Raw genomic sequence first — 26,179 nt, forward strand, 5'->3', positions numbered from 1 at the left:
TTTATCTGATTTGTCGGTGACAACACAGATTTTCGTAAAAAACCCGGTTTCTGACTACCCACTAATCATGAATAAGACCTAAGAAACCGGGTTTTTATCTGATTTGTCGGTGACAACACAGATTTTCGTAAAAAACCCGGTTTCTGACTGCCCGTTAATCATAAAATTGTCTCACAACTTCCACAAACTTATCAATGTTTTCAAAATGGATATTGTGACCAGCGTTTGGTATAATGTTGAGACTAGCGGCCGGACATAAGCTGGCAATTTCTGCATTAATACTTTGAAATTTACGATCATCTTCTCCCACTAGCAAGAGAATGGGGATTTGATTTTGTGCGAGTTGTTCCCAAAGAGATGGTTGGTTGCCGGTTCCCAGGTTGCGGAGTGATTTGGCTAATTCTAAGGGATTGTTTGCTAAGCGGCTTTCGATTAGTTGGTCGAATTTGGGAGATTTTTTTAAGGATTTGAATAAAGGGCGATCGTACCAGTTTAAGATAAAATCTTTAATGTTGCTATTTTCGAGGTTTTGTGCTGTTTGTGAATCGGCTTGTCGTCTGTGCGATCGCTCTTTTTCACTTTTCAATCCCGGAGAGGCTGACTCTAACACGACTTTCTCGAATCTTTCAGGAAAATGTAATGTCATGTACAGCGCCAATCGCCCACCCATTGAATAGCCCAACAACAAACATTTATCTATTTGTAAATCATCTAATAACTCGATCAAAGCTTGGGCTGTGTTTAACATATTGTAGCAACTTTCCTCGCCGCTAACTCTGGTTTGTCCGTGGCCGGGAAGGTCAACTGCTAGACAGCAATAATTTTTAGAGAGTAAGGAAATGACGCTGCTAAAGTCTTGATTGTTGCCAGTAAATCCGTGTAAAAATAGAATGATTGGCTGATTTTTGTTGCCAGTTAAGGAATAGTGAAATTGATAATTTTTAGATTTTTCCATATTTACTGAAATTTAATTTCCGCATCGCCAACAGATATGACTGCTTGAAAACGAGTGAGAAAATCCATACCAATAAGACCATTTATACGAATATTTGGTGGTAGATTATGGGCAACTATCTCAAAATCTTCTATTAGTTGACCGACACAATTAAACCAAGATACATTAATCACAGGAGCATGAATTATTCCTTGACCTGTAACTAATTCTTGTCTGCGTAAAGGATTGCCAGTATCATAACCCAAATTTTGTAACACTTGAACTGGCACTATTGTGAAGCTAGATCCCGTATCTACCAATAAACGCACCCGCAGAAAATCGCCCCCTTCTCTACTGCCAATAGTTGCTTGCACGGCTAGCAAATTTTGCCCATAACGCAACAAACGGTAGGCTTTCTGATAATTTGGCATTTTCGTCATAACATCACTGCTAGGTTGTCAGGTATCAGTCCAGTATATTCTATGGCTACAGATTTTCCATTCCTTAATGAAAGCTTACTATAAATTTCATCGCGTTCTGCTGCATGGGCTAAAACTTCACCTCTAATCACACTTAATTCTTCATCTAATTCAGGATTGACGATGAGTACCCACTCATCAGGATACAGACTAAAAATTTCTTCTAGAGTCAGGATTGGGCTAATTTCAACGGGCGTGCTCATGATTTGCTTCTCCTTGTTGGTGATTCAAGATCAAACTGTTTGTAGTAAGGATTTTAGTCCTGATCGACTAAAATATTAGAAACAGGACTAAAGTCCTCACTACGAACCGTACTTCTATTTTACCGAAATTTTCGATAATCGCCCGAATTACAAGACGAACCCCAGCGCCAGCAGCAATCCGCTGGAAAAATGCAGCGCGACTGCGATAAACTTACAGTTGCTGACCTTTGCCGGTTGGTCGTGATAGTCTGTGACATGGCGACAAAGGTCGATCGCAAAAAACAAACTCCCAAAAATCAACAGCGTCCAAATTGGAAACATTCGCAACGCCACAAACAGCACAGTCAAAGCATAAATACTGCCGCACAACCACTGCAACAACAGCACACCTTTTTTCGTACCCAACCGGACAAGCGGCGATTTTTTCCCCGCAGCCAAATCGTCATCAATTTGATGAAAATGCGAACAAAATAAGATAATACTCGTAGTAATTCCCACGATTGTCGAAGCAGCCAAATTAGTCGTAGACCAAGTTTGAGTTTGACTGTAATAAGCAGCAGCTAAAGCTAGCGGCCCGAAGGTGAAAAAGCAAATTATTTCGCCTAAACCCTGATAGCCCAAACGAAATGGAGGCCCTTGATAAGTGTAGCCCAAGGCGCAAGACAAAACTACTAGCAAAATTACGGTTGGGTCTTGTTGCCACCAGGAAATAGCGCAGATTCCCGACACTCCGACTGCTAAAAATAAATTAGCAATCCAGAAAACTAAAGCTTTATTTCCGGTTAAGTTAACTACGGAATGCGCTTTGTTTATATCGATGCCTGTTTCCGAGTCAAATACATCATTACTGAGATTCAGCCATGCTATAATTAAAATGGCTGACATTAAAAATGTCGAAAAGATTGACGAATTAATCGTTTTAGTTTCGGTAAAAGCTATGGCAGTTCCTACTGAAATAGGAATCACCGCAACACTGTACATGGGTGGCTTGATTGCCGCCAGCCACAATTTACTATTTGGACGTTCAATTATCTTTGTTGTCATTACACAAACTTGATGCAATTGATAGCAGCTTGGTAATTTTACAATTTTATTGGTGAAGAATGTCTAGTCTGTATCGGGTTGAGTGCGCCTCCGGCATCTGTTGATAGTTTTTGCGGGTTCTGGCGCGCCCGAAAATGCCCGCCAGTCAACCTCTGCGGGGTCTATCGCCTTTTGCCGCAACTCGCCCTCTCAATCTTAAAGTTTTGTGTCTAAATGTTTCGGTCGATCGCGCGTTGGCAGATCCCTAGAAGAGGATGGTCTGTTTTTTGCCCGCAGCCTGTCCCAACTGTCGGGAAACTCGAAAGGTCATGTTTTGCGATCGCCCGGAGCGTGGTTAGATCGAAATAGGGTTTCTAGCGGGACAAAACCGCACTCTTTCTGACAAATCTGCTATTCTCGATTTCATGACAGTAATACCGCACCGCGCTAATCTTTTGCAAGACCGCAATCAACTGCATCAGTTTCTGTTAGATTGCCAGCAGTCTTTAACCGAAAAAGATCAAACAAAAATAGTTAGTATTTCTCAGGAAATTTCCCCCGTCGATCCGCTAGTGGTACTGCAAGAAATTGCCGCACCCGATGACAGACACTTTTATTTTGAAAAAAGAGACCCCATTGCAGGCAACAGTTTTGCGATTGCCGCCCTAGATTCGGCCATCCATGTCACAGTAGCGGGAAGCGATCGATTTTCCCTCGCTCAAAATTTCATTCAATCATGCCTTACCCAAACAATTACCATCGGTACGGAACGCTTGCCATTTAGCGGGCCGCACTTTTTTTGTAGCTTTGCTTTTTTTGATGAGAATATCGTCAGCAATTCTTACTTTCCCCCCGCTATCATATTTCTACCAAAATGGCAGATTACTCGTCTAAAAAATAGTTGTACAATTGTCGCAAATACCATCATCAACCGAGATATAAATGTTAAATTTATTACTGAAAACATTTTTCAGAAAATTGATAAAATAGCCTCTCTTAATTACATAAAAATAAGGAATCCTGGCAAAAAATCGATATCTTTAAAACAAATACCTGTGAATGATGCGGCTCAATTCAAAACATCGGTAAAGTCGGCTTTAGAATTAATTGAATCTAAATATTTCAGTAAACTTGTTTTGTCCCAAGCAATAAATGTTATTTCAAAAACCCCTTTTAGCTTAATAGATTCTTTAAATAACTTGCGCCTCACTTATCCAGGTTGCTACGTATTTTCTACCAGTAACGGTAAAGGTAAAAATTTTATCGGTGCTAGTCCAGAACGCTTAATTAGCATTCACAACAATCAGTTAGTAACAGATGCCTTAGCTGGTTCAGCGCCGAGGGGCAAAACTCAGGCGGAAGATGGGAATTTAGGGAAAGGTTTGCTGAACAGTGAAAAGGATATTCGAGAACATCAAGTTGTGATTGATTTTATAGTCGATCGCCTGTCGAGTCTCGGCATCAATCCCGACTTTTCCCCGCTACCGAGACTGTTGCAACTGTCAAATATTCAGCATTTGTGGACACCGATCAGGGCGAGAATTCCGCCTGATATTCATTTATTAAAGATTTTATCCCAACTGCATCCAACGCCAGCGGTGGCCGGGGTACCGAGGGATATTGCCCTACAGCAAATTCGCGCCTGCGAAAGCTACGATCGCTCTTTGTATGCAGCAGCCCTGGGCTGGATCGATCGCAGCGGCAACGGTGAATTTGCCGTCGGCATTCGATCAGCATTAATCGACGGATCTCGCGCTATACTCTATGCTGGCGCTGGTATCGTCGCTGGTTCGGAACCTGAGAAAGAACTAGCAGAAATTCAGCTAAAATTGCAGGCACTTTTAAATGCTTTAGTTTAGGAATATATCATAAAAATACCATCGATCGCCAAAACCACAAAATGCTTGACTTTCGGAACACAAACACCCTCTGGGCTTCCATAATAGCCGAGACTTTGCAGCGACTGGGATTAACAACAGCCGTAATTTGTCCCGGTTCGCGATCGGCACCGCTAACAATAGCCTTCGCCCAAAATAATCAAATAGAAACTATTCCCATACTAGACGAGCGATCGGCAAGTTTTTTTGCATTAGGAATAGCCAAAAAATCCGGTGTGCCAACCGCACTAATTTGTACCTCTGGAACCGCCACCGCCAACTTTTTTCCGGCGATCATAGAAGCAAGAGAAAGTCGAATTCCGCTGCTAATTTTCACAGCAGACAGACCTCCAGAACTCCGCGACTGTCACGCCGGACAAGCCATAGATCAAGTTAAAATATACGGAAATTATCCCAACTGGCAAGCCGAATTAGCAATCCCTTCAGCAGAATTAGGGATGCTAGGCTATCTGCGACAGACGATCGTGTATGCTTGGGAGCGATCGACCTTTCCGACACCAGGCCCAGTCCACCTCAACATCCCCCTGCGCGATCCGCTGGTGCCCGTTCCAGATATTGCTGTAGAAGCTTTAGAAACCGAATTTAATTCAGAAGATTTCTTTGCCGGAATAGAACCGATTGTTGTAGCAGAAACTTCTACCCCCCCCAGCCCCCCCTTGCTAAGGGGGGGAGTAGGAAGTGCATTCAGACAATGGCAGGAATGCGAGAAAGGGATAATTATTGCAGGTGTAGCCCAGCCTCAAGATGCAGAAAAGTATTGTAGTGCGATCGCCCAAATTTCCCAACTATTAAACTGGCCAGTTTTAGCAGAAGGATTATCGCCCCTAAGAAACCGCGCCCAACTCAACCCCCATCTAATTTCCACCTACGATCTAATCCTGCGAAACCGCGAACTAGCAGAAAAATTAAGACCAGAAATCGCCATTCAAATCGGAGATTTACCCACAAGTAAAGAACTCCGAAACTGGCTAGACAAAACCCAACCCAAACGCTACATAATCGACCCCGCCCACCACAACTTCGATCCACTCCACGGCCAAACAATTCACCTGCGAACCTCCATAGAAAATCTCGGAACTAATCTCGCAACTATATTAACTCTTGTCCCCCCCCTTAACAAGGCTGGTTTAACTCTTGTCCCCCCCCTTAGCAAGGGGGGGCTAGGGGGGGTTCTTACCTCAGCCACAAACGAATATCTGCAACATTGGAACAACGCCGAAACCAAAGTCAGACAAGCAATTGACCAGAAAATGTCATCAATTAACAGCATAATAGAACCAAAAATTTCCTGGCTGCTTTCCCAAATTTTGCCCCCAGCAACACCAATATTTATTGCTAACAGTATGCCCGTGCGAGATGTCGAATTTTTCTGGAAGCCGAACAACTTAGAAATAAAACCTTTTGTCAATCGTGGCGCTAACGGCATCGACGGCACACTGTCAACAGCTTTAGGAGTTGCCCACCGCAATCAAAGCAGTATATTGCTAACAGGCGATTTAACACTTTTGCACGATACAAACGGCTTTTTAATTAAAAATAAATTTGTAGGTAATTTGACAATCATATTAATTAATAACAACGGCGGCGGAATTTTTGAAATGTTGCCCGTTGCCAAATTTGACCCGCCCTTTGAAGAGTTTTTTGCCACGCCGCAGGATATCAATTTTGCTCAGTTGTGTGCAACTTACGGCGTGGAACACGAGATAATTGACGATTGGGAGCAGTTAAAACAAAAATTAAGTTTTCTACCAAATAATGGCATTCGGGTCTTAGAATTGCAAACAGATAGGCGTGCCGATGCTAAATGGCGGCAAGACAATTTAGGTAAATTTGCCAAAGGTTTGTAGTAAGGACTTTAGTCCTTTATTTAAGCATTTAAGGACTAAAGTCCTCACTACGAACCTATTATGAACAGTATTTAAACTGCTGGTTGAGCTAGCAGTGCATCTAATTCTCCATCTCTATCAAGTTTGTGAATGTCATCGCAGCCGCCGACGTGTTGGTTGTTAATAAAGGTTTGGGGCACGCTGCGCTTGCCGTTAGCGCGTAGGGCCATTGCATTTCTGGCTGCTTCATCGCCGTCTATTTTGTATTCGGTGTAATTTACGCCTTTCCACCACAGCAAAGTTTTGGCCCGCATACAGTACGGACAGGTTTGCCAAGTGTAAATTTCAACATTGGCTTTGATGCGATCGGGCTTGCGGCCCAAAATAGGATTGAGAAAATCAAGCATTTTCGGTACTGGGGTAAAAATTAAGCTGATTGAGGGATTAAATCATTTTAGCGAAACGCCATCAGTCCCGCGTCCTACCAAAGGTTAGCCTGCTATGGAATTGCCCGCCGCATCTTTGGCGCTGTGATTCGCGTCACACATTCACTCAACTCGGATCACTTACGTACACCCTAAATAATCACCTTCGGAACCTCATTAATATCACTGATCTTTTCGGGAAACCGGGGGATTATGAATATATCGAATTCAACCGCACTGCCATGAACTGCTTACAACTCCTCCCCGGCGCTATCTCTGAAATCATCGCTTCTGTCAGCGACACAGGCGTTTTAACTTTAGCCGATCGCTACGGTTTGATGGCCGCCACCTTGGACGAGTCGCTAAATGACGAAGATAGAGGCTGTGTCAACCGCCTGCTGCGGGCAGTGCTCAGAGGCCGGGTGAAAATGGTGAACGAACTTTCAGCAGCAATGTAAGGTGAGTCAGCGGTAGCTAAAGATGGCGAAATTGATTGGCAGTCGATCGCCCGCCGGAGTCCCAGAGACTTGATATAACGGCAAGTTGAATTCGATTTAAAGTTTTCTCCTCTAACAAAACAACGGTTTTTTTCGATGTGCAGCCTGTAACGGGCTGCTTTTTTTTGGGAGTTATATCATGTCCGATCTACGATCGTCGTAACAAAAATAGTTCGTTCGTAGTGTGGACTTTAGTCCGCTGATGATTGCGGACTAAAGTCCACACTACGAACCGATCTGATCGTTGTCAATCGACGGGACACGATATTACGGTTTCTTGAGTCGCTGTGCGTTTTTCGGGGAAGGGCTAATCGCGGATGTCGATGTCGTAATGGCGGCAGAGGGCGATCAGTTTTTGTTGGAAGCGATCGCGCACGCTGTCTGGAGAGACAATCCTGCAATCTTCCCAATAAGGAGAGATTTCGCGAAAAAACCAGAAAGTATTTGAGATATTCCGAATCACTCGCCTGATAGGTGGATCGCCTTCTGCTTCGCCGACTTCCTCATCTTCCTGCTTGCGCCTGTAGTTAAAGGCAAGTCTGCCGGATAGATGAAATTCTACGGGAATCCGGGCTAAATCTGGCAGCCAAGGTCGATCGACCGAAATCACCGCAGCATCTTCAATGCGATCGAGGAGTAACGTCCAATTGTGTTCGAGTCCCGGTACATCTTGATTTCCCTCAGACTCTTCGCAGCGACACATTAAATATTGTCGCTTTTCAATGGGGACAATGCGGGCGTGCAAGATCGTGTAATGCCAAAGGCGATCGGTTGCATCCCGGTAAGACAGGCGAAAAGGTTTATCTCTGTGAATAAAATGGTCGATTTTTTGCCGCCAAACAGGTAAGGGGTTGCTCAAAAATTGATCGATTTCAGCCCGGAAAGGGAGAGTGAGTTCGCTGCGATCGCTCAATAATTGGGCAATTGCCAGGGCTTCATCAATTTTGCCCAAGTCAAGCAATTGCTGTCGGGCGATGTCTAGGGCTTGGATGCGCGTTTGCGGCCAGTCGTGGTTGGGGGCGATCGTTAGTTGGCGGCGGGCGATCGCTTCTATCAGTTTGGATATGTTCGGGCGATCGCCCCACGTCTTCCCGAATTCTTCGGCCAAAGCTTCTAACTGGGACTTATCTCGTTCAGAAACCGACAGAGTGATCGATTGACCTTTGCGACTCATAAGTATACGGACACTTTCTAAGTGTACAGGGTTGATTATCTCTATTATCGGTGTCAATATGGGAATATCAACTTTCTACGGACACAGTTTCAGCATATGTCCGACTACCAGATTACCCTCAAATCCGTTTACTCCTGTCCCGCTGCGGAGATTCCCCAGGGAGTCAAATTACCCGAAGGTTGGACACTTTCTTGGCATCAACTCGAAACTTTAAAAGCCATTCGCGATCCGAATATTGATGTCATAATCAATACGGCGATAACGGGTGATGGTAAAAGTTTAGCCGCAGCTTTAGAAACATTGCAGACATTTTGTTGTGCAATCTGGCTGTATCCTACGAATGAACTGGCGCGAGATCAAGAGACTCAATTTAAGCACTATATCGAACAATTCCAGCCCAAACATCAACCGCGCGTGGTGCGACTCAGCGGCTCGGAATTAGAAATATACGCTGAAAATGAAGGATTGAGAAAAGCAGCCGCGATCGCATCTCGCACAGGTCAATCAGAGATTGTATTAACAAACCCTGATATCTTGCACCACCTGCACCGAGGAGCCTATTTAAGCTCCAAAGATAGCCCCGATAAACTTTGGGGTCGCATCGACAAGGATTTTGACCTATTCATTTTTGATGAATTTCATGTTTTGGCGGCTCCTCAGATTGCCAGCGTCACCAATACCATGTTATTAATTCGTCATACCAACCGCCGGAAAAAGTTTGTATTTTTGTCAGCAACTCCAGACGAGCAATTAATTAATAGACTAGAAATAGCAGGTTTTTGCTGTAAAACTATCGATCCTTTGAAAGCAGGAAAATATCGGTTTCCTGATCGCCCTGCTGAAATCGAACAGTTAAAATCCGACGGATGGCGGCAGATATTGAGGGAAAGTACGCTGACTTTTATTTCCCTAGAACCCACTTCACAAGCTTCTGAAACTTGGCTGAAAGACAGTGCAAATCTCATCCTGAGTCACTTTAAAAAAAATCCGGGGAGTAAAGGAGCTATTATCTTGAATTCAATTGCTGCCGTCAAGCGACTGACCCCTTTTTTCCGGGAATTGTTCCAGCCTCACGGTTTAGTTGTTGGCGAAAATACCGGGTTGTCGGGAAAAACGGAAAAAGAGCGATCGCTCTCGTCAGACTTAGTTCTCGGTACCAGTACGATTGATGTCGGGGTAGACTTCAAAATCAATTTACTAATTTTTGAATCCGCCGATGGGGGCAACTTCATCCAAAGATTAGGAAGATTGGGGCGACACGATGGCTGCGATCGCAATGGAGAGTTTGTTCAGTTTCAAAATTTCACAGCCATAGCACTCATCCCTAATTTCTTAGTTGAACGCTTGTTTGCGGGTGACGAGCCTATTTTAGCATCAAACGGGATTTATGACCGTCCTTTTTTCTATCAACAAATTCGCGAACAATACCGCCAAATCAACAATTTTGAGGGATATTACTCGCGATGGGGTGCGGTGCAGTCAGTTCAACTTTGCTGGGAATTAGGCCACAAGACAATTAAACAGCAGTACGCAGAAAGTCAGAAGGCTTTTCAGGAATCTTGTCAAAAAGTATTTAAAACTAGCTTTAAAAAAGTAGCAGGTGATATTAAACGGTGGGGCAAAGAGTGGCAAGAGCGATCGGGAAATAAGACAGGAAATCCGATCGTTGAGGATGCTAGCAGTTTTCGAGGTTCTAGTCCCCTGCAATGCGGCATTTACGATTTAACCGATTCCCATGATGCCGACAAATTCAAAACTTACGATTTACCAGGAATTTTGAGCAATTTAGAAATCGAACCGATGACGGAATCTGCATTTATGCGAATGTTGAACGAGACATCGGAACGGATTGGGCAACCGATTGCTAAAGGTCGATTTAAGCATTGTCTTGCTTTTTTTAAGTTGCGTAGTTATCGGGAGGAAAGACTGAATTGGAAATTTACTTATTCGGGAATTTTAGAAGAAAATGCTTCTGCTTGGAAGGTTCAGGTTTTAACGGGAATTGAGGTTTTGCAACCTGAGAATTATTGGATCGGGGAAATCAACAAGCGTTTGAAGAAGCAAGCATTGGTTTGTTATGTATTGCGCTATCCGGTGGCTGAAGTGCGATCGCGCCTGCGACTCCCGATGCACTTTCAGATTTATCCAATTTGTGATCGGTACAGTTTCCACGATACGACTGCACCTTATTCTATAGCCTTTGGCCAGTCGGCGCTGTTGGTGGACACGCTGGCCCACTGGCTCAAGAGCAAGGGGGATGAAATATGGATTGCGTAGAAGGTCAAGCCCTAATAGGGAGGGTTAAGTCAGGTAGAAATATAGAGGAACGAACGCCATTAGGAGCGCAGTCAATGTTTTCAATCCCTAGTAGGGAGAGGATTTAAGCTCTCAATAAAAATTGAGAAGCTTTTTCTACCTGTCCGCACCATAGTACATCAATATACCAAGGATGACAACTATGTTTAAATCGTTTACACTCAAAAAATGGAAAGCTTCGCGGCTCTGTGAGCAACGATCGCGAGTAGGAACACAGATATGTAATCGCAGCCCTTCTTGTTCTCTAGACAGAACGGTTTTCAGCGTCACTTTATTTGGTTTGGGGTATAACTCCCAATCTCTGCTGCTGTCTGCACTCAGCAGCCGTGAGTCTTTCCACTCTGTAAAAACTCAAAAGGAGACATTAAAAATGCCAAAGCCACGCCGCTCTGGTGAGGGAGAGCCTTTGCTATTTATTCCCTATTGCCGGAAACCTTTTTTGGAAAACAAAAAGAAAGTTCGGGGCAAAAATCGCCAACCCTTTGAGTTACTGGAAAAAGCTCAGAGCCTATTTGAGATTGCACTCGACAGAGATGAGTTTGAGTCAGAGGATGTCAAAGCAGAAGTCTATGACTTTTTATTGATCCTCCGAGGAGCTAAAAAGGTATCTCAAAAGCGCTAGATAATAGCACTTTACAAATTTTCAATAGTTAGGCTCTACAGGAGTAGTGTAACTACATAAGAGCCTGTAGAGCTTTTTTGTCAAAAATCTCTATCAAAGACAAGTGAGTGCTTACATAAACTTCCTAGAGGCGAAAAATGGCTAAAAAACATCAAAAACCAGATGAAGAATATCAACAACTTTCATTCAATTTTGATATTCCAGTTAATTTGAACTCAGAGCGATCGCATAATGCAGATGATGCAGATAATGCAGATGATACCGATGATGACTGGCTGCAAGATGAGGAATTAGGGTCAAGCTTTGAAACGTCCGATCGCACGATCGAACCTCAAACTCGCGACTTACTAACCCTCAAACTCTTACGAGAAGCCATTCAGAGTCAAAATCCGGGCGATCGCGTCATGGCAGATTTTGCCGAGTACGTACTGCCAAATCTGCTGCGAGTGGCCATTGGTGTGACAGCCAAAGGTGGCAAATTTTTCGACGAACTCGATCGGCAAAAAGGCAAAGAGAATGTTAGGCGGGACAATGCAGGCGATCAATCCCTAAATACTCACCTGCTAAATGGATTATTTCCCGCTAATTTGATAGAACAGCGGTTAGAAAAACTCGATACCACCATGCGGCGATGCGTGGGAGAACAAGAACGGCGGCTAGTAATAGCTGGCTTCATTCTCCACGACTTTGAAAAATTCCCAGATGTCCCCAAAGATTGTCGCAAGTTACCGTTAGAAAAGCACCGTCAAATTATTGATGAAAAAGTTCGACAGCTAGGAATAGATAGCTTCATCAATCCCGACAATCCAGATACTTATCGAGAATACATTGACGATTTGCTCTGCCTTGCTTACAACGCTCAGCGACGTTGGGATACTAACTGGAATTTTTCGGAATTTGGGTTAAATCCAGTCTTGCGCGATCGCACGCTCCGCAGTCTCTCAGACTTAACCTGTTTAGCAGATTCCCTAGCATCAATTATCAAACATCCCCAAGATGCAGAAAATACCAGGATAAATGAGTTAATCCACAGCCTCAGCGACGGGAAATTAAAATTCACGTATCACACCATCGCCGAAAACAGAGGCGTACTTACCAATGTCGTCAATAACGCTTTAATGGAAGTACATACGGCGCTGAATACCGACGATTGCACATACTATGAACCATTGCTGTATCTGCCAACAGGTGTAATTTACCTAGCACGATCGGATGCTCCTGCTATTTCAATTGCAGACTTACCCGAACGAGTAGTGAGCAAGATTAAAAAACTCTGCGCCGGACAACTGCGACTGCGACAAACAGGCTTTGGCAGAGATGGTAAAGGCATGAAATATGCCGAGTATTATAACCTATTTTTTGATACGTCAGATTTGATGTTAGTTGCCATCAATGCTACTTTACGTATTCTCAAAATAGGCAAAGACTCTGTTGCCAAAAGTCGCAGCGATAATCTGATAAAGTTTCAGCGTCAGGATGTTTTGTCGGCCGATTACAACTTCAACTTTGACGACGACCTTCGGATTGACCAAATTGCCGAACTTGGCGACTTAGTGAGTCGCAAGATTTGGGGAGAACAAGTTAATACAATCGAAACCGCACGCAAGAAAGACAAAAAATTACCCGCACTACCTCATCTAGATATTGTCGAGGAAATTGCTAAATTTTGGAATCTGTCCGAATATTTACCAGCCCTGAGAGAAATTCAACCGCTACGGATTAATAAACGCCTGAAAGAACTTAAGCTCAAAGGCAACACAGGCGGCGTTCCTTACGAATGGTACTATTTAGCAGCAAAGTACCTAGAACATCACCCAGGAATTGAGGATGTGCGGGAGGTTTGCGAACAGGCGATCGCCCACATTTCCCAAATGATTAAACCCATTATTTCACAGTACAAATTGTCTGACGGTTGGGAGGATTTGCGGCTGTGGGTAACGCGGGTTGTCATGTTACCCGGAAATACACCATTAGACACAGCATCCGCTGACGTATTTTTAGATGAGTTGGAACGCTACCAACTCGCTAAAAAACAGGGTAGAGGAAGACAGTTAATCTGTTCAATTTCCCATTCAGCTTACACGGTGACAGAACAAATGGAATCAGCAGTTTTGTTCACCCCTCAAGTTTACACTAACAAACAAATGTTGGGAGGTTCTAATGCAAAACGCAATATTTCCAGTATTGCAGGTTTAGAAATGATGCTGAGGCAAATTTTAATGAATCAAACTCAAGCTGTGGGCAAAAAATTTGAAGATGGCAAATATCGCTACCTCTATTTTTATCCCACATATTACTTCACCCCAGAGACAAATAAGTTTCTGCAAAAAGCCTACACTAGCATTGCTCAAACCCGCTTTGATACCAGCATTCGCAATCATTTTATCAGCAAGGATTTGCAAGCCAATTTTGGGCGCGATCGCTACCAAAGCATCGATGCTTTTCTAATCGATGAAAACATCGAACCAGGAAAAGACCGCACCTTCAAACTTTCCTATCCCGAAGACGAACCCCTAACATTTTACTTCATGGCGCTGCCACCAGGTAAAGATGCTACTGATACAGAATCTTGGGTTATGCCAGCTTGGCTAGCTTTTGCTTTCCCGATGATTCTGGATGTCAAAACCGTAGTTTCAGAGTCTCCAATCCCGCCTTTTAACGACGGTGCAGAGTTTGAAGAAAGTGTATTTCTTGACAGTGCACCGCAAGCTTTTAGGGTGTTGACGAAGCGCGATCGTTTTCGCCTCGACTACATCCTAGAAGGTTGGGAAGAAAACGGCAAATCTTATTCTGCACCCTTGAATGTGTTAACCGCTGCTTATGCAATTCACCTTGATGTCAATGCCAAACAGGGGAAGTCCGGTTATGACTCCAACTGGGGTAAACTTACCGAACTCGCCAAGGATTTTGAAACCAGCCCGCTTTATGTCTTTACCTACTTAAATCAATGGGTTCGTAAACAGAAAAATGAAACGGCATCAATTCAAAAAATTAAGCTTTATGCTTATCATTTTTACCCTTGTTTTGACTCCTATGCCCACTATAATCATGAAGAGGAAAGATTGACTGTGACAACCGAATCAAGTTTAAACCACCCCCAAAAATTGACAGAATTGTATCGCAGATTTTACCGTGCAAGTAAGCGATACAATCCCAAAGCAAATGCTGTGCTGAAACCGATTGATATTGCTGCTAAAACTATCCTGGAAGCCGATCGCAGTTTTTCTTTAGTTGTTGTTGTTGCTGCGGAAGTTTCAAAGCTGATGGATCGCGTTCACGCTTCTAATGCTGAAGGGCGCTGGATTTTCAGCAAGCGGGAGGAAGAACGAGAGGCAATTTTAGAATTTGCTCGATACTTTGTTGAGGAGGTATTTGAGAAGTCTTTTGCGGGCGATCGGGCTCGTTTAGCCGGCCGCCAAATCAACCTAATCCGAGATACCTGCGAATTCCTTTATCGTTTAGAGAATGACGAGGAAAATCGCGCCAGAGGCGAGCAACCTCCTGATGAATCTCAGGATGAAGCTGACAATTAAAGCGGAAGCTCTTGTTTTACAAGCTACGCGCCAACTACACAACTAACATTTTTACATAGGAGACAAATCATGGCTTTCTTGAAAACCGTCAACTCTAAATTTTTTCACACAGAAATTCCCTACAAACCAATGGGAAAATATGCTCATTTTCTGACTGTACGGGTGACAGAATCTTATCCTCTGTTTCAAACCGATGGAGAACTGAATAAAGCGCGGGTGAGGTCAGGAATTCAAGACCAAAAACCTATCAGCCGCCTGACCATGTTTAAGCGCAAGCAATCTACACCTGAACGTTTAGTCGGTCGCGAGTTGCTGCGTAACTACGGTTTTATGACCGCTGAAGACTGCGAATACAATGTCAAGTTTGCCATGAACAATCCTGATTGCATAATCTACGGATTTGCGATCGGAGACTCTGGTTCAGAAAAATCAAAAGTAGTGGTTGACACAGCATTTTCAATTACCGCTTTTGACGAATCTCACGAGACTTTTACCCTCAATGCTCCCTTTGAGAATGGGACAATGGCATCTAAGGGCGAAGCAGGTACTAAGCCGGGGGAAGTTACAAGTCGCATCAATCAGCAAGACCACATTAAACCCCAGATTTTCTTTCCTAGCATTGTCACCCTAAAAGACCCTACGGAAGCTAGTTTTTTGTATGTTTTCAACAACATCCTCAGAACGCGGCACTATGGCGCTCAAACTACTCGCACAGGTAGAGTCAGAAATGAGTTAATTGGCGTGGTATTTGCCGACGGTGAAATTACTAGCAACCTCCGCTGGACGCAAGCAATTTACGACAAATTGCAGGTGGACGATAAACTTAATTCCAACAACCCTCTTAATGAAGATGATGTGATTGTGGCTGCTAGCGCTGCTATCCAAACATTAATGGCTGAGGAATTTATCGTGCATGAAGACTTGATTGGGGATAAGTTTACGCTATTACTGACAGAGGTTAAAGCTGTCATTGGTAATGAAGATGACCTCAAAAAGATGTTGAAAAAAGCTGATGATGAGGCAAAGATTTATGCCGACAAGCACATCAAGAAAAAGAAATCAGATGAGGAACAAACAGAAGCTAAAAAATCAGCAAAGGCAGGTAAGTAATAATGGTATTAATTTACCGCTGTCAAATCGAGTTGCACGATAGTTTATATTTTGCAACTCGCGAGATAGGGAGACTTTACGAAACAGAGCCTGTAATTCACAATTACGCGCTTTGTTACGCCCTCGGTTTGGTGGATAGCGAAATCTATTCCACCACCGTTGCTGAAGCAGATTCCTATCGCTATTTTTGTCCCGAACAAATTCCCAAATACGAGCAGCATTTAACCCCGCTCAACCAACAGGGGATTTATGTCACTCCGGCGCGCTCTATCTCTCACTCATCCACTCTCAACACCTGGAAATACGCCAACAACAACTATCACGTTGAAATGGAAAAAACCCAGAAAAACATCCCCAGTTTTGGCAGAACTAAAGAAATTGCTGCTGAAAGCAAATTCGAGTTTTTCATAATTTCAGAAAAGCCCCTGAAACTGGCGAAATGGATTCGTCTGGGAAAGTGGATGAGCAAAGCTGAGTTAACTACTGAAGAAATTGGCAATGGCGATAATCGCAAAAATGGCGATTTCATTTTTCCTTATTTGCTCAATCCCTTAGACGTGATGTTTTCCCATCAAGTGCTCAGCTACGATGTGGTTAATATGCCCCCCGTAAGTTTGATTCAAAATATCAAAATTCGCGGTCAACATTACCAGTTTGAAAACCTCCGAATTCCAGCCTGTATGGAATATCGCTTTCGGGCTAATTAACTTTCACAAAAAGGTTCGTAGTGAGGACTTCAGTCCTCAGCAGGACTAAAGTCCTCACTACAAACTTGGTGCATTTTATTTTTTTACTACCGACAAACGAGCTAGCAAACTATGCCGCACAGCCTCATCCTCAACCTTCTCCCACTCTCCCCAATATCCCCCGGATACCTAACGGGAAGACACCTCCACGCCCTCTTTCTCACCCTCGCGAGCTCCGTTGACAAAGAACTCGGCGATCGCCTCCACGATGCCACAGCCCAAAAATCCTTCACCCTCAGCCCTTTGCAAACTAAAAAATGCCCTTTCAAAAAACACCACTTCCTGCAATGGGAACACACAGAACCGATTCCAGAACACACGCTGTGTTGGTGGCGAATTAGTCTGCTGGATGACACTCTATTCGGCAAATTAACTAATCTTTGGCTGAATCTCAATCCCTCGAAGCCGTGGCATTTGGGCCCGGCGGATTTGATGATTACTAAGATTTTGGGAACGCCCCAAGTAGATCAGCCTTGGGCTAATGCTTGCGATTACTCTCAATTGTACGATCGCGCTTCTGAAACTAATCGCTTAATTGCCTTCAGTTTTGCGACTCCTACTACCTTTCGACAGGGAAAATTTGATTCAGTGATTCCTACTAGAGACTGCGTTTTTAACAGTCTCCTCAGTCGGTGGAACAAGTACAGCCCGATCGCAATTCCCGACCTGTCATTCGATGCACTTTATTCGACATTTGTCAATATCCGAAGTGAAAAATTGACTAACTATCAAAGCGATTTTGTCGGCATGGTTGGGGAGGTTAGTTATCGGATTTTGGGAGATGTGGAGCCTTTAGTGATTAAGCAAATTAACGCTTTGGCTGATTTTGCTGTTTACTGCGGGGTGGGGAGGAAAACTCCGATGGGGATGGGAATGACTCGACGAATAGTTGTTAATAAGAGTTAAACGGATTTTGAGGGCGGGCAAGATGCCAGAATTCCAGGGCGGGCAAGATGCCAGAATTCCAGGGCGGGCAAGATGCCCACCCCACAATAACACTAAACTCTTGTGGCACAGGCATCTTGCCTGTTGCTAATTCCAATTACTAATCTCCTACAAACCATCAAAATTATGAACGATTTTGATTACATTTCGATCGCACTTCTGAACCAATACTCCTACTGTCCCCACCGCTGCTGGCGAATGTCTTGCGCGGGAGAATTTGCGGACAACCAGTATACCATAGAAGGGACGACTTTGCACGATCGCGTTCACACTATGGGCGAGATCAACCGCGATGAAACTTGGCAGGTTCGCGCGATTTGGCTGAAGTCGGAGCGCTACAAACTGATTGGTAAGTCGGATTTGATTGAATCGGAGAATGGTGAATTGTATCCGGTTGAATACAAGCGCGGCAAGAAAGGGGAATGGGATAATGATGAGTTGCAAGTGTGCGCGCAAGCTTTGTGTTTGGAAGAGATGACGGGGAAAAGTATTGCGACTGGATATGTGTATTACGCGCAGTCGCACCAGCGGCAAAAGGTGGAGATTTGTGAGGGTTTGAGACAGGAGGCGATCGCAACTATTGAAAAAGTCGCTACTCTTTGGCGATCGGGAAATATCCCGTTACCAGTTTACACCGCTCGGTGTTCGGGATGCAGTCTTTCTTCCCAATGCCTGCCCCAAGCTGCTAGCAAAGTCAACCGCTATCAAGAAGCAAGTTAACCTGCAAATAGGAGGATTCACAATGGGAACTGTTTACATTACGCCAGAAGATGCTTTTATCGGCAAATTAGACGAACGCCTTACCGTTAAAGCTGACAAAAAAACTCTAATCGACGTGCCATTAATTAGAATTGACGGTGTTGTTGTATTGGGACGGGCTACGGTTTCTCCGGCTGTGGTTGTGGAATTGTTGGAACGTCACATTCCTTTAAGCTTTTTGACGGCAAACGGACGCTATTTAGGGAGGCTGGAACCGGAAATGACTAAGAATATCTTTGTGCGAAAAGCTCAGTGGAAAGCTGCTGGTGAATCGGAACAAGCGGTGCATTTGGTCAGGGGGTTTGTACGGGGAAAGCTCAAGAATTACCGGACTACGTTGTTAGAGTGCCAGCGCAAATATTCTCAACCAGATTTTGAAAAACCGATCGCACAATTGAAAGAAGTAATTGCATCCGTTGATAAAACTTCAAATATTAATTCGCTGCGAGGATTAGAGGGGGCGGGTAGTGCGACTTATTTTGGCTGTTTCAATCGGCTGATTCGGGTGCCGGAATTTAGCTTTGAAGTTCGCCGCCGCCGTCCCCCTACCGATCCGGTAAATTCTCTGTTGAGTTTGGGATATTCTCTGTTGCGACACGATGTTCAAAGTGCGGTGAATATTATCGGGTTCGATCCGTATTTGGGATATTTGCATTTTGAGCGCTACGGGCGTCCTTCTTTAGCGCTGGACTTGATGGAAGAATTTAGACCTTTGGTAGTTGATGCTGTGGTGTTAGCAGCGATCAATTTGCAGAAAGTTGCTCCTAGTGATTTTACGGCTGAACCTTTGAGTGGCGCGGTTTCTTTGACGAAAGAAGGGTTGCACAATTTTTTGCGGCTTTACGAGCAAAAGAAACAGTCAAAGTTCAAGCATCCAGTTATGGGAAAGCTGTGCACCTATCAAGAAGCTTTTGAAATTCAAGGGCGGCTGATGGCTAAGTATTTGATGGGTGAAATTGACAAGTATCCGCCTTTGTTTTTGAAATAGGGAGACAATCAAGTTATGTTTGTTCTGGTTTGCTACGATATATCTGAGGACAACCGCCGCACTAAGATTCACAAGATTCTCAAGTCTTATGGGGAATGGAAGCAGTATTCGGTGTTTCATTGCGATGTGACGGATACTCAGTATGCCCGGATGCGTCAACGTCTGGGCCGGGTGATTAAGTCTGATGAGGATAGTATTCTGTTTCATTTTTTGTGTGCTTGCTGTCAGGGCAAGATTGAGCGGATTGGCGGCCGGGCCCCGCTGGATACTACGATCTTTATGGTGTGATTTTGCGTCTGGCTATAGGTGTTGAACGGAGGGGGTGAATTTTAATGGCTGAGAGCTTTACTAGGACTGGGTTTGCGGTGGTTTGTACCTGTCCGTGGTCAGACGCAAATGCTGAAAGCTTTACTGGGAGAGAGTTTGAGGTCTATTTGAATTTTGCCCCCTTGACAGGGCGATCGGTGAAATAGTATATTAATTTCATTCAGACGCAACTGAACCTTGAAAACCTTATAGTGCAAGCCTCCCAGACACCGGCGGCCGCAATCAAACTAAAACCCTATTAGGGATTGAAACAAAACTCTCACAAAGACTGGTTAAATTAGTTCCACGCCGCAATCAAACTAAAACCCTATTAGGGATTGAAACTAAAATAATCACCCCTTAATTGATACTCAGGTATAAAAAAATCAAGCCGCAATCAAACTAAAACCCTATTAGGGATTGAAACTAGCGAACCTTGGCAAAGGATTGCCAGATTCGATATCGCCGCAATCAAACTAAAACCCTATTAGGGATTGAAACTTTAGAATTTTTAGATCGAAAGATTTGGATCAGACAAGCCGCAATCAAACTAAAACCCTATTAGGGATTGAAACGTAGAGGAAGCGCCAGACCCTGATGATTTTGAGCCGCAATCAAACTAAAACCCTATTAGGGATTGAAACCCGACAGAAACACTTGTGGGGTTTCAAACGTTCCGGCCGCAATCAAACTAAAACCCTATTAGGGATTGAAACGCAGCAAGGGAAGGCTAGCTGTTAACGAATTCAAAGCCGCAATCAAACTAAAACCCTATTAGGGATTGAAACTCAAGAACGATTGGATTTCTACAACAACGGCCGGGCCGCAATCAAACTAAAACCCTATTAGGGATTGAAACTTTGATTAACTGGGTAACTTCCTCGGCTTCGTGACGGGCCGCAATCAAACTAAAACCCTATTAGGGATTGAAACTGAGGCTTAGGTCTTTGAGGGGCCGAAACTGGGGCAAGCCGCAATCAAACTAAAACCCTATTAGGGATTGAAACTCGAGAGTCTTCGCTGCCCCGTCTGTGGGGGGATAGGGGGCCGCAATCAAACTAAAACCCTATTAGGGATTGAAACTTTTGGGCATCGCCTCGCCGAAGTGAATCGACTCGAGCCGCAATCAAACTAAAACCCTATTAGGGATTGAAACCTGCCGCTGGCGGCTTTTCGCCGCAAACGAGGCAAGCGCGCCGCAATCAAACTAAAACCCTATTAGGGATTGAAACCGGGGAATAATTCGAGTGTGATGCGCTGTTCTTCGAGCCGCAATCAAACTAAAACCCTATTAGGGATTGAAACGAGTGACAGCCGGGAGAGACCGGAATTTTTTAACGCCGCAATCAAACTAAAACCCTATTAGGGATTGAAACTATAGGACAGATGTATGAAATGTTGGCAGAAAGCGCCGCAATCAAACTAAAACCCTATTAGGGATTGAAACCCCTCAATATTTGCGAACACTTGTTTATTACCAGGCCGCAATCAAACTAAAACCCTATTAGGGATTGAAACCTGCTAGTGGGTTGTTTGCAGCTGCGGGTACAGGAATATCGCCGCAATCAAACTAAAACCCTATTAGGGATTGAAACTGTAGCCAATATGCCAAGCCTCTTCATGCACACTCATGCCGCAATCAAACTAAAACCCTATTAGGGATTGAAACCGAAAGTTGGGCTACCGCTTCAACTTGCTGTGTAAAGCCGCAATCAAACTAAAACCCTATTAGGGATTGAAACTTGAAAACAGCAGCTTTGCCAGTGGTCAATAACTGCCGCAATCAAACTAAAACCCTATTAGGGATTGAAACTCCTTCTTCAGTCGCCAGACGATCCAAAGCTTCCACGCCGCAATCAAACTAAAACCCTATTAGGGATTGAAACAAATTATTTTGAAATGCTGCGAAAAGTTCCGAGCGCGCCGCAATCAAACTAAAACCCTATTAGGGATTGAAACGTCCGCAGGCGCGGACTTTGCGATCGCCGAAACTACTCAATGCCGCAATCAAACTAAAACCCTATTAGGGATTGAAACCTACCGAGATTCGAGTTTGACCGCGCACAATACCGCCGCAATCAAACTAAAACCCTATTAGGGATTGAAACTTCTACGAATAGAGCCAACTCCGGTAATTGTTAAAGCCGCAATCAAACTAAAACCCTATTAGGGATTGAAACCCCTACTGGCTGCCGACGCATTTGCGACCCTTGCCGCAATCAAACTAAAACCCTATTAGGGATTGAAACCAAATGCTGCAAAATCTAAGCAATCCACAGCCCGTAAAGCCGCAATCAAACTAAAACCCTATTAGGGATTGAAACAGTCTGCGTGGCGTGTTGCGAAAGTTGTCGTCGGGCCGCAATCAAACTAAAACCCTATTAGGGATTGAAACTATTACGGCAATCGCTTGATCGATGATTGCAAAAGCCGCAATCAAACTAAAACCCTATTAGGGATTGAAACAAATGCCGACGGTTGAATTCGAGAGTCAGATCGGGCCGCAATCAAACTAAAACCCTATTAGGGATTGAAACCATCGCATGGGTTATGCTGATGTTCGCAAGAAAGCCGCAATCAAACTAAAACCCTATTAGGGATTGAAACCTGATTATTTTCAATCATCTCCGCGTTTGTTAGAGCCGCAATCAAACTAAAACCCTATTAGGGATTGAAACTCATAATTGGCAAGGTGTTACACCCTCGAAAATGGCGCCGCAATCAAACTAAAACCCTATTAGGGATTGAAACATGCTGATATTCGTAGCAGCCAATTTAAATATTTGCCGCAATCAAACTAAAACCCTATTAGGGATTGAAACAAGGTCGGTTCCGGGGTTCCGCGCTGGCAAATACGCACCAGCCGCAATCAAACTAAAACCCTATTAGGGATTGAAACGAGCATTGGCAGCTAAAAAAAGAAGCGCTGCGACCTCAAGCCGCAATCAAACTAAAACCCTATTAGGGATTGAAACGTCACCCCTAATGAAAGGAAGTACAATGTCCGCGCCGCAATCAAACTAAAACCCTATTAGGGATTGAAACCATATAAAGGCCGCTACTCCACCGACAGTTCTCGGCCGCAATCAAACTAAAACCCTATTAGGGATTGAAACAATTCTGGCAGCACCCCCTCTGAAATCTGTGAATTCTAGCCGCAATCAAACTAAAACCCTATTAGGGATTGAAACATACAGCGATGCCCTTTGCGCAGACGCTCGACTCACGCCGCAATCAAACTAAAACCCTATTAGGGATTGAAACTTGCGGGCCCGAAGCCGCCTGCAAGACATCAGCGCCGCAATCAAACTAAAACCCTATTAGGGATTGAAACCTGCTGCTGGCGGGGAGAACTTTGACCGATTGGGAGCCGCAATCAAACTAAAACCCTATTAGGGATTGAAACGCCGCCAATTGTAGATATGATGGGGGAGGTGCAGGCCGCAATCAAACTAAAACCCTATTAGGGATTGAAACAACAAAAAAGCCCCTTTTTACAGGGGCCGGGAAGGCCGCAATCAAACTAAAACCCTATTAGGGATTGAAACTTGTCCATAGCTAATACCAATTTCACAAAATTTTGCTACAATTATTTATACTACACAAATTATCTTTCCTAAACATAACCCCCCACCTGATACTCCACCTTGCCGTTTCCCTACAGATGAAATCCTCTAATTTCGGTAGTAGCAATACTTTTCATCCTTGGTATTAGTTAGGGATTTTTTGAGCGAGCGACGCATCCTGTGACTATTAATAATCAGCAATTGGTAATTAGCAATCAGTAACCATAAATTACTAATTACCAATTACCCATTACCAATTCCTTACTTCATCACTTGCCAATCCATAATCCGCCACTGTCCATCTTGGCGGATTAAGTCGTAGCGGATACGTAGGTTTTCGTTGCGGGAAGTAACTAGCTGATCGCGATCGAACACTTCGGCCTTTTCGCTTACCTGCGCTTCTACTTCTGCCCGATCGGGATTTGTCGGATTTGTCTTAACTCCTTTAACTTCTAGCTTGTGTACATAACGCTGGTGGGCGTTATTTTTCTGTTGAGCTTCGGCCATCAATTGCCAGCGAGACAAAGCCGGTTCCGTGAGAACTTGCTTTAATTCTTCCACAGCGTGGTTTGGGCCTAAAGCCGCTGCTTTCGCTGACAGCCAGCTTTGAACTATTTGTCCCGCTGCTTCGTCAGTGATTTCTCCCGATACTGGGGCGGGGGCGCTGGGTTCTGGGGCCGCAGTTAAGGCGGGGATTTCTATGGGCGGTGCTTCCAGGCTGACGGAGGGTTGTTCTCCTTGCAGGGATGGGCCTGAGAGGGCTTGCATCGCGTTAGCCAACAGACTGAGTATTAACCACAGCATTAAGAGACTCAGGACGATTGCGATTACAAGCAGGGCCAGCTTGTTTGGTGGCATGGACTTGACTTGGGCGGAAATTTGGGCTGCTATGGTGCGCGCCCGATCGGCAAAACTGCCTGTTAACCCCTGACCGATCCCTCCGCTGCGTCGGCTTGAACTGTGGCTCCGGCGCGGTTTGGAGGTCGAGGCTGCGGGGCGTCCCGCCGTAGTTGTCGGGAGAGAGACGGCCGCCACTGCCCCGATTCCTGCCGCCGTTGCCTGGTATTTCGGCGCTGAATCTGCGCTGGAGGTGTCTGCCGGTACGGGGGTCAAGCTGACACTACTGGCTACCTGTTTGGCTGCGGGCGGCTGTGTCGCCGCGGGCGGGCGATCGCCAGTTGGTTGCAGTCGTCCCTGGGGTTTGCCCGATCGGGGCTGCACCACAACCCATTCGTTGGCCGTTTCTGCATCCGAAGGCAAAGCTTCTAAATAAGCTTGGACTTTCGGGTCAGCAAAATAATCTTTCAAAGAGACTGACTGGTTTGCCAAGTCGCGGAAGTGAGGAAACACTTCTTCTTGCAGCCAGTGTTCGGCGTACAAGCACAGTCCCGGCAACAAATCGGGAGAATCTTGGGAATGCTCGCGAATGAAGGCGAGGGGTTCTTTTTCCGAACTGAGTTCGAGAGCTCTGCTGGCTTCTTCTGTTTGGCCCAGCAGCAAGGAACACACGGCTTTTTCGAGGTGAACGTCTTGGCGGCGGCCGAGCTGCATCAGCATCAGCTTGGCGCGGCGGATCATCGCGGGCTGTCTGGCCGCAAATCCTTGGGCTAACAGGGTGTAGACCGAGAGGTAAGTGGCGACTGCGGAGGGGCGGCCGGCTTCAGCTTCAAATAGGGTCTGCTGCTCGCTACTGGTTAGGTGTTTGCGTAGTTGCTGGACGAAGCGGAGGAAGTCTTCTATTCCTAAACCGGAGCGATCGTCCCCCGATCCATCGATACCGCCCCGTTCTTCGAGCATTTCTCGCAGGATTTGCAGTCCTTGGCGGCGCTCGGAGACTTTTTCTTCGGGGAGCGATAGTAATTCTAAAATGTTGTACGGACGGAGTTTGTATATATCGGTTTGCATTTCACCCCTCACGCTTGGAAATAAGCTTTCGCGCAGCAGCAGTTCTTGACCTGCGTCTAGTGATTTGGCGGCATTTTGGTATTGACCTTGTTGCCACTGTTCCCGGCCGAGTTCTAGGCAGGCCAGGGCTACGGTTAAAACTATGTCGGGCCGCACGAGCTGCGGGTCGCCGAAGCGGGCTTCGTCGATCGCGATGCTGCCATTGTTGAGATACGGGCGCCCCAGCTTCTGTACGAGTTCGTATTCCCCCAGTTCTTGCAGTACGAGCAGGGCTCCTACGAATTGGTTGTCATCGATTTCAATACTTGGAGTGTGGGGGTCGGGAGCAGCGTCTAAGGCTTTAGACTCTGCCGCAACGGTTTCTCCTGCATCTTGCAGGAATGTGGCTTGCCCAGATGAGGTTTTCAACCTCTGCTTGGCTGCAATTGCTGCTTCCGACTCTCGATCGTATGTTTTGGCTAAAAAATTGGCATCATAAGCTTTGCGCCCGTCTGAGTCTGACAGAACGGCGCAGGCTTCATCGATCAATTGTTTGCGGGCGACGATCGCAACTTCGGAATACTCCCGGCGCGGAAGTTGTAAAGTGCGATCGCGGTGAGCCTGCTGCAACTGTTCGGCAGTAGCTTGAATCGGTAGACCCAAAATCCGGTAGTAATCTAGTGGAATTAACACAGCGTCCACTTCCCCAAAGCGCTAGCAACTGAATTAGCCTATCTTAGGTGATGCTCTCACATCAAATTAAAAAAATATGATTTTGATCTGAGCTTCTGAGTCCTGTTAAGGATATCGAGAACTTCCTTCAAGGTACTCCGACTGTTTCCCTCTAGGGCGTTTTAGAGTGAGGTTGGCATCCCGCCCCACTTTGAACAAGACCGATCTTAAGTTTTAGACACAACCGCAGTGGGTCGATGTGGCAGTTGGCTC

At 45.0% G+C, this 26,179-nt stretch carries 19 protein-coding genes and 1 CRISPR repeat array; of the genes, 12 read left to right on the forward strand and 7 right to left on the reverse strand.

What is annotated here, in order from left to right:
- Window positions 1-154: 154 nt before the first annotated feature.
- The 4 genes from menH to menA form a co-directional block, all read right to left on the reverse strand.
- Window positions 155-955 (reverse strand): 2-succinyl-6-hydroxy-2,4-cyclohexadiene-1-carboxylate synthase, encoded by an 801-nt coding sequence (gene menH / locus QUB52_RS00130; protein WP_332972195.1) that lies wholly within the window; start codon window positions 953-955, stop codon window positions 155-157.
- Window positions 956-957: 2 nt separating this feature from the next.
- Entirely contained in the window at window positions 958-1,374 is a 417-nt protein-coding gene (locus QUB52_RS00135; RefSeq protein WP_332972194.1) for a retropepsin-like aspartic protease family protein, read from the reverse strand.
- Window positions 1,371-1,616 carry a hypothetical protein gene (locus tag QUB52_RS00140; RefSeq protein WP_332972193.1) on the reverse strand — a complete coding sequence of 82 codons (246 nt, stop codon included), beginning with the start codon at window positions 1,614-1,616 and terminating at the stop codon, window positions 1,371-1,373. The genes QUB52_RS00135 and QUB52_RS00140 overlap by 4 nt, the downstream gene beginning before the upstream one ends.
- A 147-nt stretch (window positions 1,617-1,763) precedes the next feature.
- Window positions 1,764-2,660 (reverse strand): 2-carboxy-1,4-naphthoquinone phytyltransferase, encoded by an 897-nt coding sequence (gene menA, locus QUB52_RS00145; protein ID WP_332972192.1) that lies wholly within the window; start codon window positions 2,658-2,660, stop codon window positions 1,764-1,766.
- Between the two features lie 404 nt (window positions 2,661-3,064).
- On the opposite strand from menA, the gene QUB52_RS00150 reads away from it, so the two are divergent.
- Together QUB52_RS00150 and menD are read left to right on the forward strand one after the other, a co-directional pair.
- Complete coding sequence (locus QUB52_RS00150; protein ID WP_332972191.1) at window positions 3,065-4,498, forward strand: isochorismate synthase; 1,434 nt, start codon at window positions 3,065-3,067, stop codon at window positions 4,496-4,498.
- A gap of 41 nt (window positions 4,499-4,539) precedes the next feature.
- Window positions 4,540-6,384: a 2-succinyl-5-enolpyruvyl-6-hydroxy-3-cyclohexene-1-carboxylic-acid synthase gene (gene menD / locus QUB52_RS00155; protein WP_332972190.1), complete on the forward strand. Its 1,845-nt coding sequence runs from the start codon at window positions 4,540-4,542 to the stop codon at window positions 6,382-6,384.
- 71 nt (window positions 6,385-6,455) lie between these two features.
- On the opposite strand, the gene grxC is transcribed toward menD, so the two are convergent.
- Window positions 6,456-6,770 (reverse strand): glutaredoxin 3, encoded by a 315-nt coding sequence (grxC, locus tag QUB52_RS00160; RefSeq protein ID WP_332972189.1) that lies wholly within the window; start codon window positions 6,768-6,770, stop codon window positions 6,456-6,458.
- A gap of 260 nt (window positions 6,771-7,030) precedes the next feature.
- On the opposite strand from grxC, the gene QUB52_RS00165 reads away from it, so the two are divergent.
- Entirely contained in the window at window positions 7,031-7,246 is a 216-nt protein-coding gene (locus QUB52_RS00165) for a hypothetical protein (RefSeq protein WP_332972188.1), read from the forward strand.
- Between the two features lie 346 nt (window positions 7,247-7,592).
- On the opposite strand, the gene QUB52_RS00170 is transcribed toward QUB52_RS00165, so the two are convergent.
- A complete protein-coding gene (locus QUB52_RS00170) occupies window positions 7,593-8,459 on the reverse strand; it encodes a WYL domain-containing protein (protein ID WP_332972187.1) in 867 nt (288 codons plus the stop codon).
- Window positions 8,460-8,555: 96 nt separating this feature from the next.
- Here QUB52_RS00170 and cas3 point away from each other — a divergent pair, with 96 nt between their 5' ends.
- The 9 genes from cas3 to cas2 all read left to right on the forward strand — a co-directional run bounded on the left by cas3 (window position 8,556) and on the right by cas2 (window position 19,766).
- The gene (gene cas3, locus QUB52_RS00175; RefSeq protein WP_332972186.1) at window positions 8,556-10,736 is read left to right on the forward strand and encodes a type I-D CRISPR-associated helicase Cas3'; all 2,181 of its coding nucleotides are present in this window, start codon (window positions 8,556-8,558) and stop codon (window positions 10,734-10,736) included.
- Window positions 10,737-11,145: 409 nt separating this feature from the next.
- Window positions 11,146-11,397: a hypothetical protein gene (locus tag QUB52_RS00180; RefSeq protein WP_332972185.1), complete on the forward strand. Its 252-nt coding sequence runs from the start codon at window positions 11,146-11,148 to the stop codon at window positions 11,395-11,397.
- A gap of 137 nt (window positions 11,398-11,534) precedes the next feature.
- Entirely contained in the window at window positions 11,535-14,930 is a 3,396-nt protein-coding gene (gene cas10d / locus QUB52_RS00185) for a type I-D CRISPR-associated protein Cas10d/Csc3 (protein ID WP_332972184.1), read from the forward strand.
- A 69-nt stretch (window positions 14,931-14,999) separates the two neighbouring features.
- On the forward strand, window positions 15,000-16,040 hold the full coding sequence (cas7d, locus tag QUB52_RS00190) for a type I-D CRISPR-associated protein Cas7/Csc2 (protein WP_332972183.1): 1,041 nt from the start codon (window positions 15,000-15,002) through the stop codon (window positions 16,038-16,040).
- 2 nt (window positions 16,041-16,042) lie between these two features.
- Window positions 16,043-16,747: a type I-D CRISPR-associated protein Cas5/Csc1 gene (gene cas5d, locus QUB52_RS00195; RefSeq protein WP_332972181.1), complete on the forward strand. Its 705-nt coding sequence runs from the start codon at window positions 16,043-16,045 to the stop codon at window positions 16,745-16,747.
- 111 nt (window positions 16,748-16,858) lie between these two features.
- The gene (gene cas6 / locus QUB52_RS00200; RefSeq protein ID WP_265236690.1) at window positions 16,859-17,692 is read left to right on the forward strand and encodes a CRISPR-associated endoribonuclease Cas6; all 834 of its coding nucleotides are present in this window, start codon (window positions 16,859-16,861) and stop codon (window positions 17,690-17,692) included.
- Between the two features lie 165 nt (window positions 17,693-17,857).
- Window positions 17,858-18,451 carry a CRISPR-associated protein Cas4 gene (gene cas4 / locus QUB52_RS00205; RefSeq protein WP_332972179.1) on the forward strand — a complete coding sequence of 198 codons (594 nt, stop codon included), beginning with the start codon at window positions 17,858-17,860 and terminating at the stop codon, window positions 18,449-18,451.
- Between the two features lie 22 nt (window positions 18,452-18,473).
- Window positions 18,474-19,478, forward strand: coding sequence for a type I-D CRISPR-associated endonuclease Cas1d (gene cas1d, locus QUB52_RS00210; protein WP_332972178.1), 1,005 nt, complete (start codon window positions 18,474-18,476; stop codon window positions 19,476-19,478).
- A 15-nt stretch (window positions 19,479-19,493) separates the two neighbouring features.
- On the forward strand, window positions 19,494-19,766 hold the full coding sequence (gene cas2 / locus QUB52_RS00215) for a CRISPR-associated endonuclease Cas2 (RefSeq protein ID WP_265239885.1): 273 nt from the start codon (window positions 19,494-19,496) through the stop codon (window positions 19,764-19,766).
- Between the two features lie 254 nt (window positions 19,767-20,020).
- Window positions 20,021-23,332: a CRISPR direct-repeat array (repeat unit 37 nt; unit sequence GCCGCAATCAAACTAAAACCCTATTAGGGATTGAAAC).
- 279 nt (window positions 23,333-23,611) lie between these two features.
- On the opposite strand, the gene QUB52_RS00220 is transcribed toward cas2, so the two are convergent.
- Window positions 23,612-25,927 (reverse strand): IMS domain-containing protein, encoded by a 2,316-nt coding sequence (locus QUB52_RS00220; RefSeq protein WP_332972177.1) that lies wholly within the window; start codon window positions 25,925-25,927, stop codon window positions 23,612-23,614.
- Window positions 25,928-26,179 lie beyond the last annotated feature (252 nt).

This window comes from Microcoleus sp. A6-C6, from assembly GCF_036705955.1.
In the GTDB taxonomy this organism is placed as follows: Bacteria; Cyanobacteriota; Cyanobacteriia; order Cyanobacteriales; family Microcoleaceae; genus Microcoleus.

Bases quoted from the DNA above. Each gene is read 5' to 3' on its own strand.
- QUB52_RS00135 (WP_332972194.1), bottom strand. From the start codon at position 1,374: ATGACGAAAATGCCAAATTATCAGAAAGCCTACCGTTTGTTGCGTTAT.
- cas6 (WP_265236690.1), top strand. From the start codon at position 16,859: ATGCCGCACAGCCTCATCCTCAACCTTCTCCCACTCTCCCCAATATCC.
- QUB52_RS00140 (WP_332972193.1), bottom strand. From the start codon at position 1,616: ATGAGCACGCCCGTTGAAATTAGCCCAATCCTGACTCTAGAAGAAATT.
- cas5d (WP_332972181.1), top strand. From the start codon at position 16,043: ATGGTATTAATTTACCGCTGTCAAATCGAGTTGCACGATAGTTTATAT.
- cas2 (WP_265239885.1), top strand. From the start codon at position 19,494: ATGTTTGTTCTGGTTTGCTACGATATATCTGAGGACAACCGCCGCACT.
- cas3 (WP_332972186.1), top strand. From the start codon at position 8,556: ATGTCCGACTACCAGATTACCCTCAAATCCGTTTACTCCTGTCCCGCT.
- QUB52_RS00170 (WP_332972187.1), bottom strand. From the start codon at position 8,459: ATGAGTCGCAAAGGTCAATCGATCACTCTGTCGGTTTCTGAACGAGAT.
- cas10d (WP_332972184.1), top strand. From the start codon at position 11,535: ATGGCTAAAAAACATCAAAAACCAGATGAAGAATATCAACAACTTTCA.
- cas1d (WP_332972178.1), top strand. From the start codon at position 18,474: ATGGGAACTGTTTACATTACGCCAGAAGATGCTTTTATCGGCAAATTA.
- menH (WP_332972195.1), bottom strand. From the start codon at position 955: ATGGAAAAATCTAAAAATTATCAATTTCACTATTCCTTAACTGGCAAC.
- QUB52_RS00165 (WP_332972188.1), top strand. From the start codon at position 7,031: ATGAACTGCTTACAACTCCTCCCCGGCGCTATCTCTGAAATCATCGCT.
- menD (WP_332972190.1), top strand. From the start codon at position 4,540: ATGCTTGACTTTCGGAACACAAACACCCTCTGGGCTTCCATAATAGCC.
- cas4 (WP_332972179.1), top strand. From the start codon at position 17,858: ATGAACGATTTTGATTACATTTCGATCGCACTTCTGAACCAATACTCC.
- grxC (WP_332972189.1), bottom strand. From the start codon at position 6,770: ATGCTTGATTTTCTCAATCCTATTTTGGGCCGCAAGCCCGATCGCATC.
- QUB52_RS00180 (WP_332972185.1), top strand. From the start codon at position 11,146: ATGCCAAAGCCACGCCGCTCTGGTGAGGGAGAGCCTTTGCTATTTATT.
- menA (WP_332972192.1), bottom strand. From the start codon at position 2,660: ATGACAACAAAGATAATTGAACGTCCAAATAGTAAATTGTGGCTGGCG.
- cas7d (WP_332972183.1), top strand. From the start codon at position 15,000: ATGGCTTTCTTGAAAACCGTCAACTCTAAATTTTTTCACACAGAAATT.
- QUB52_RS00150 (WP_332972191.1), top strand. From the start codon at position 3,065: ATGACAGTAATACCGCACCGCGCTAATCTTTTGCAAGACCGCAATCAA.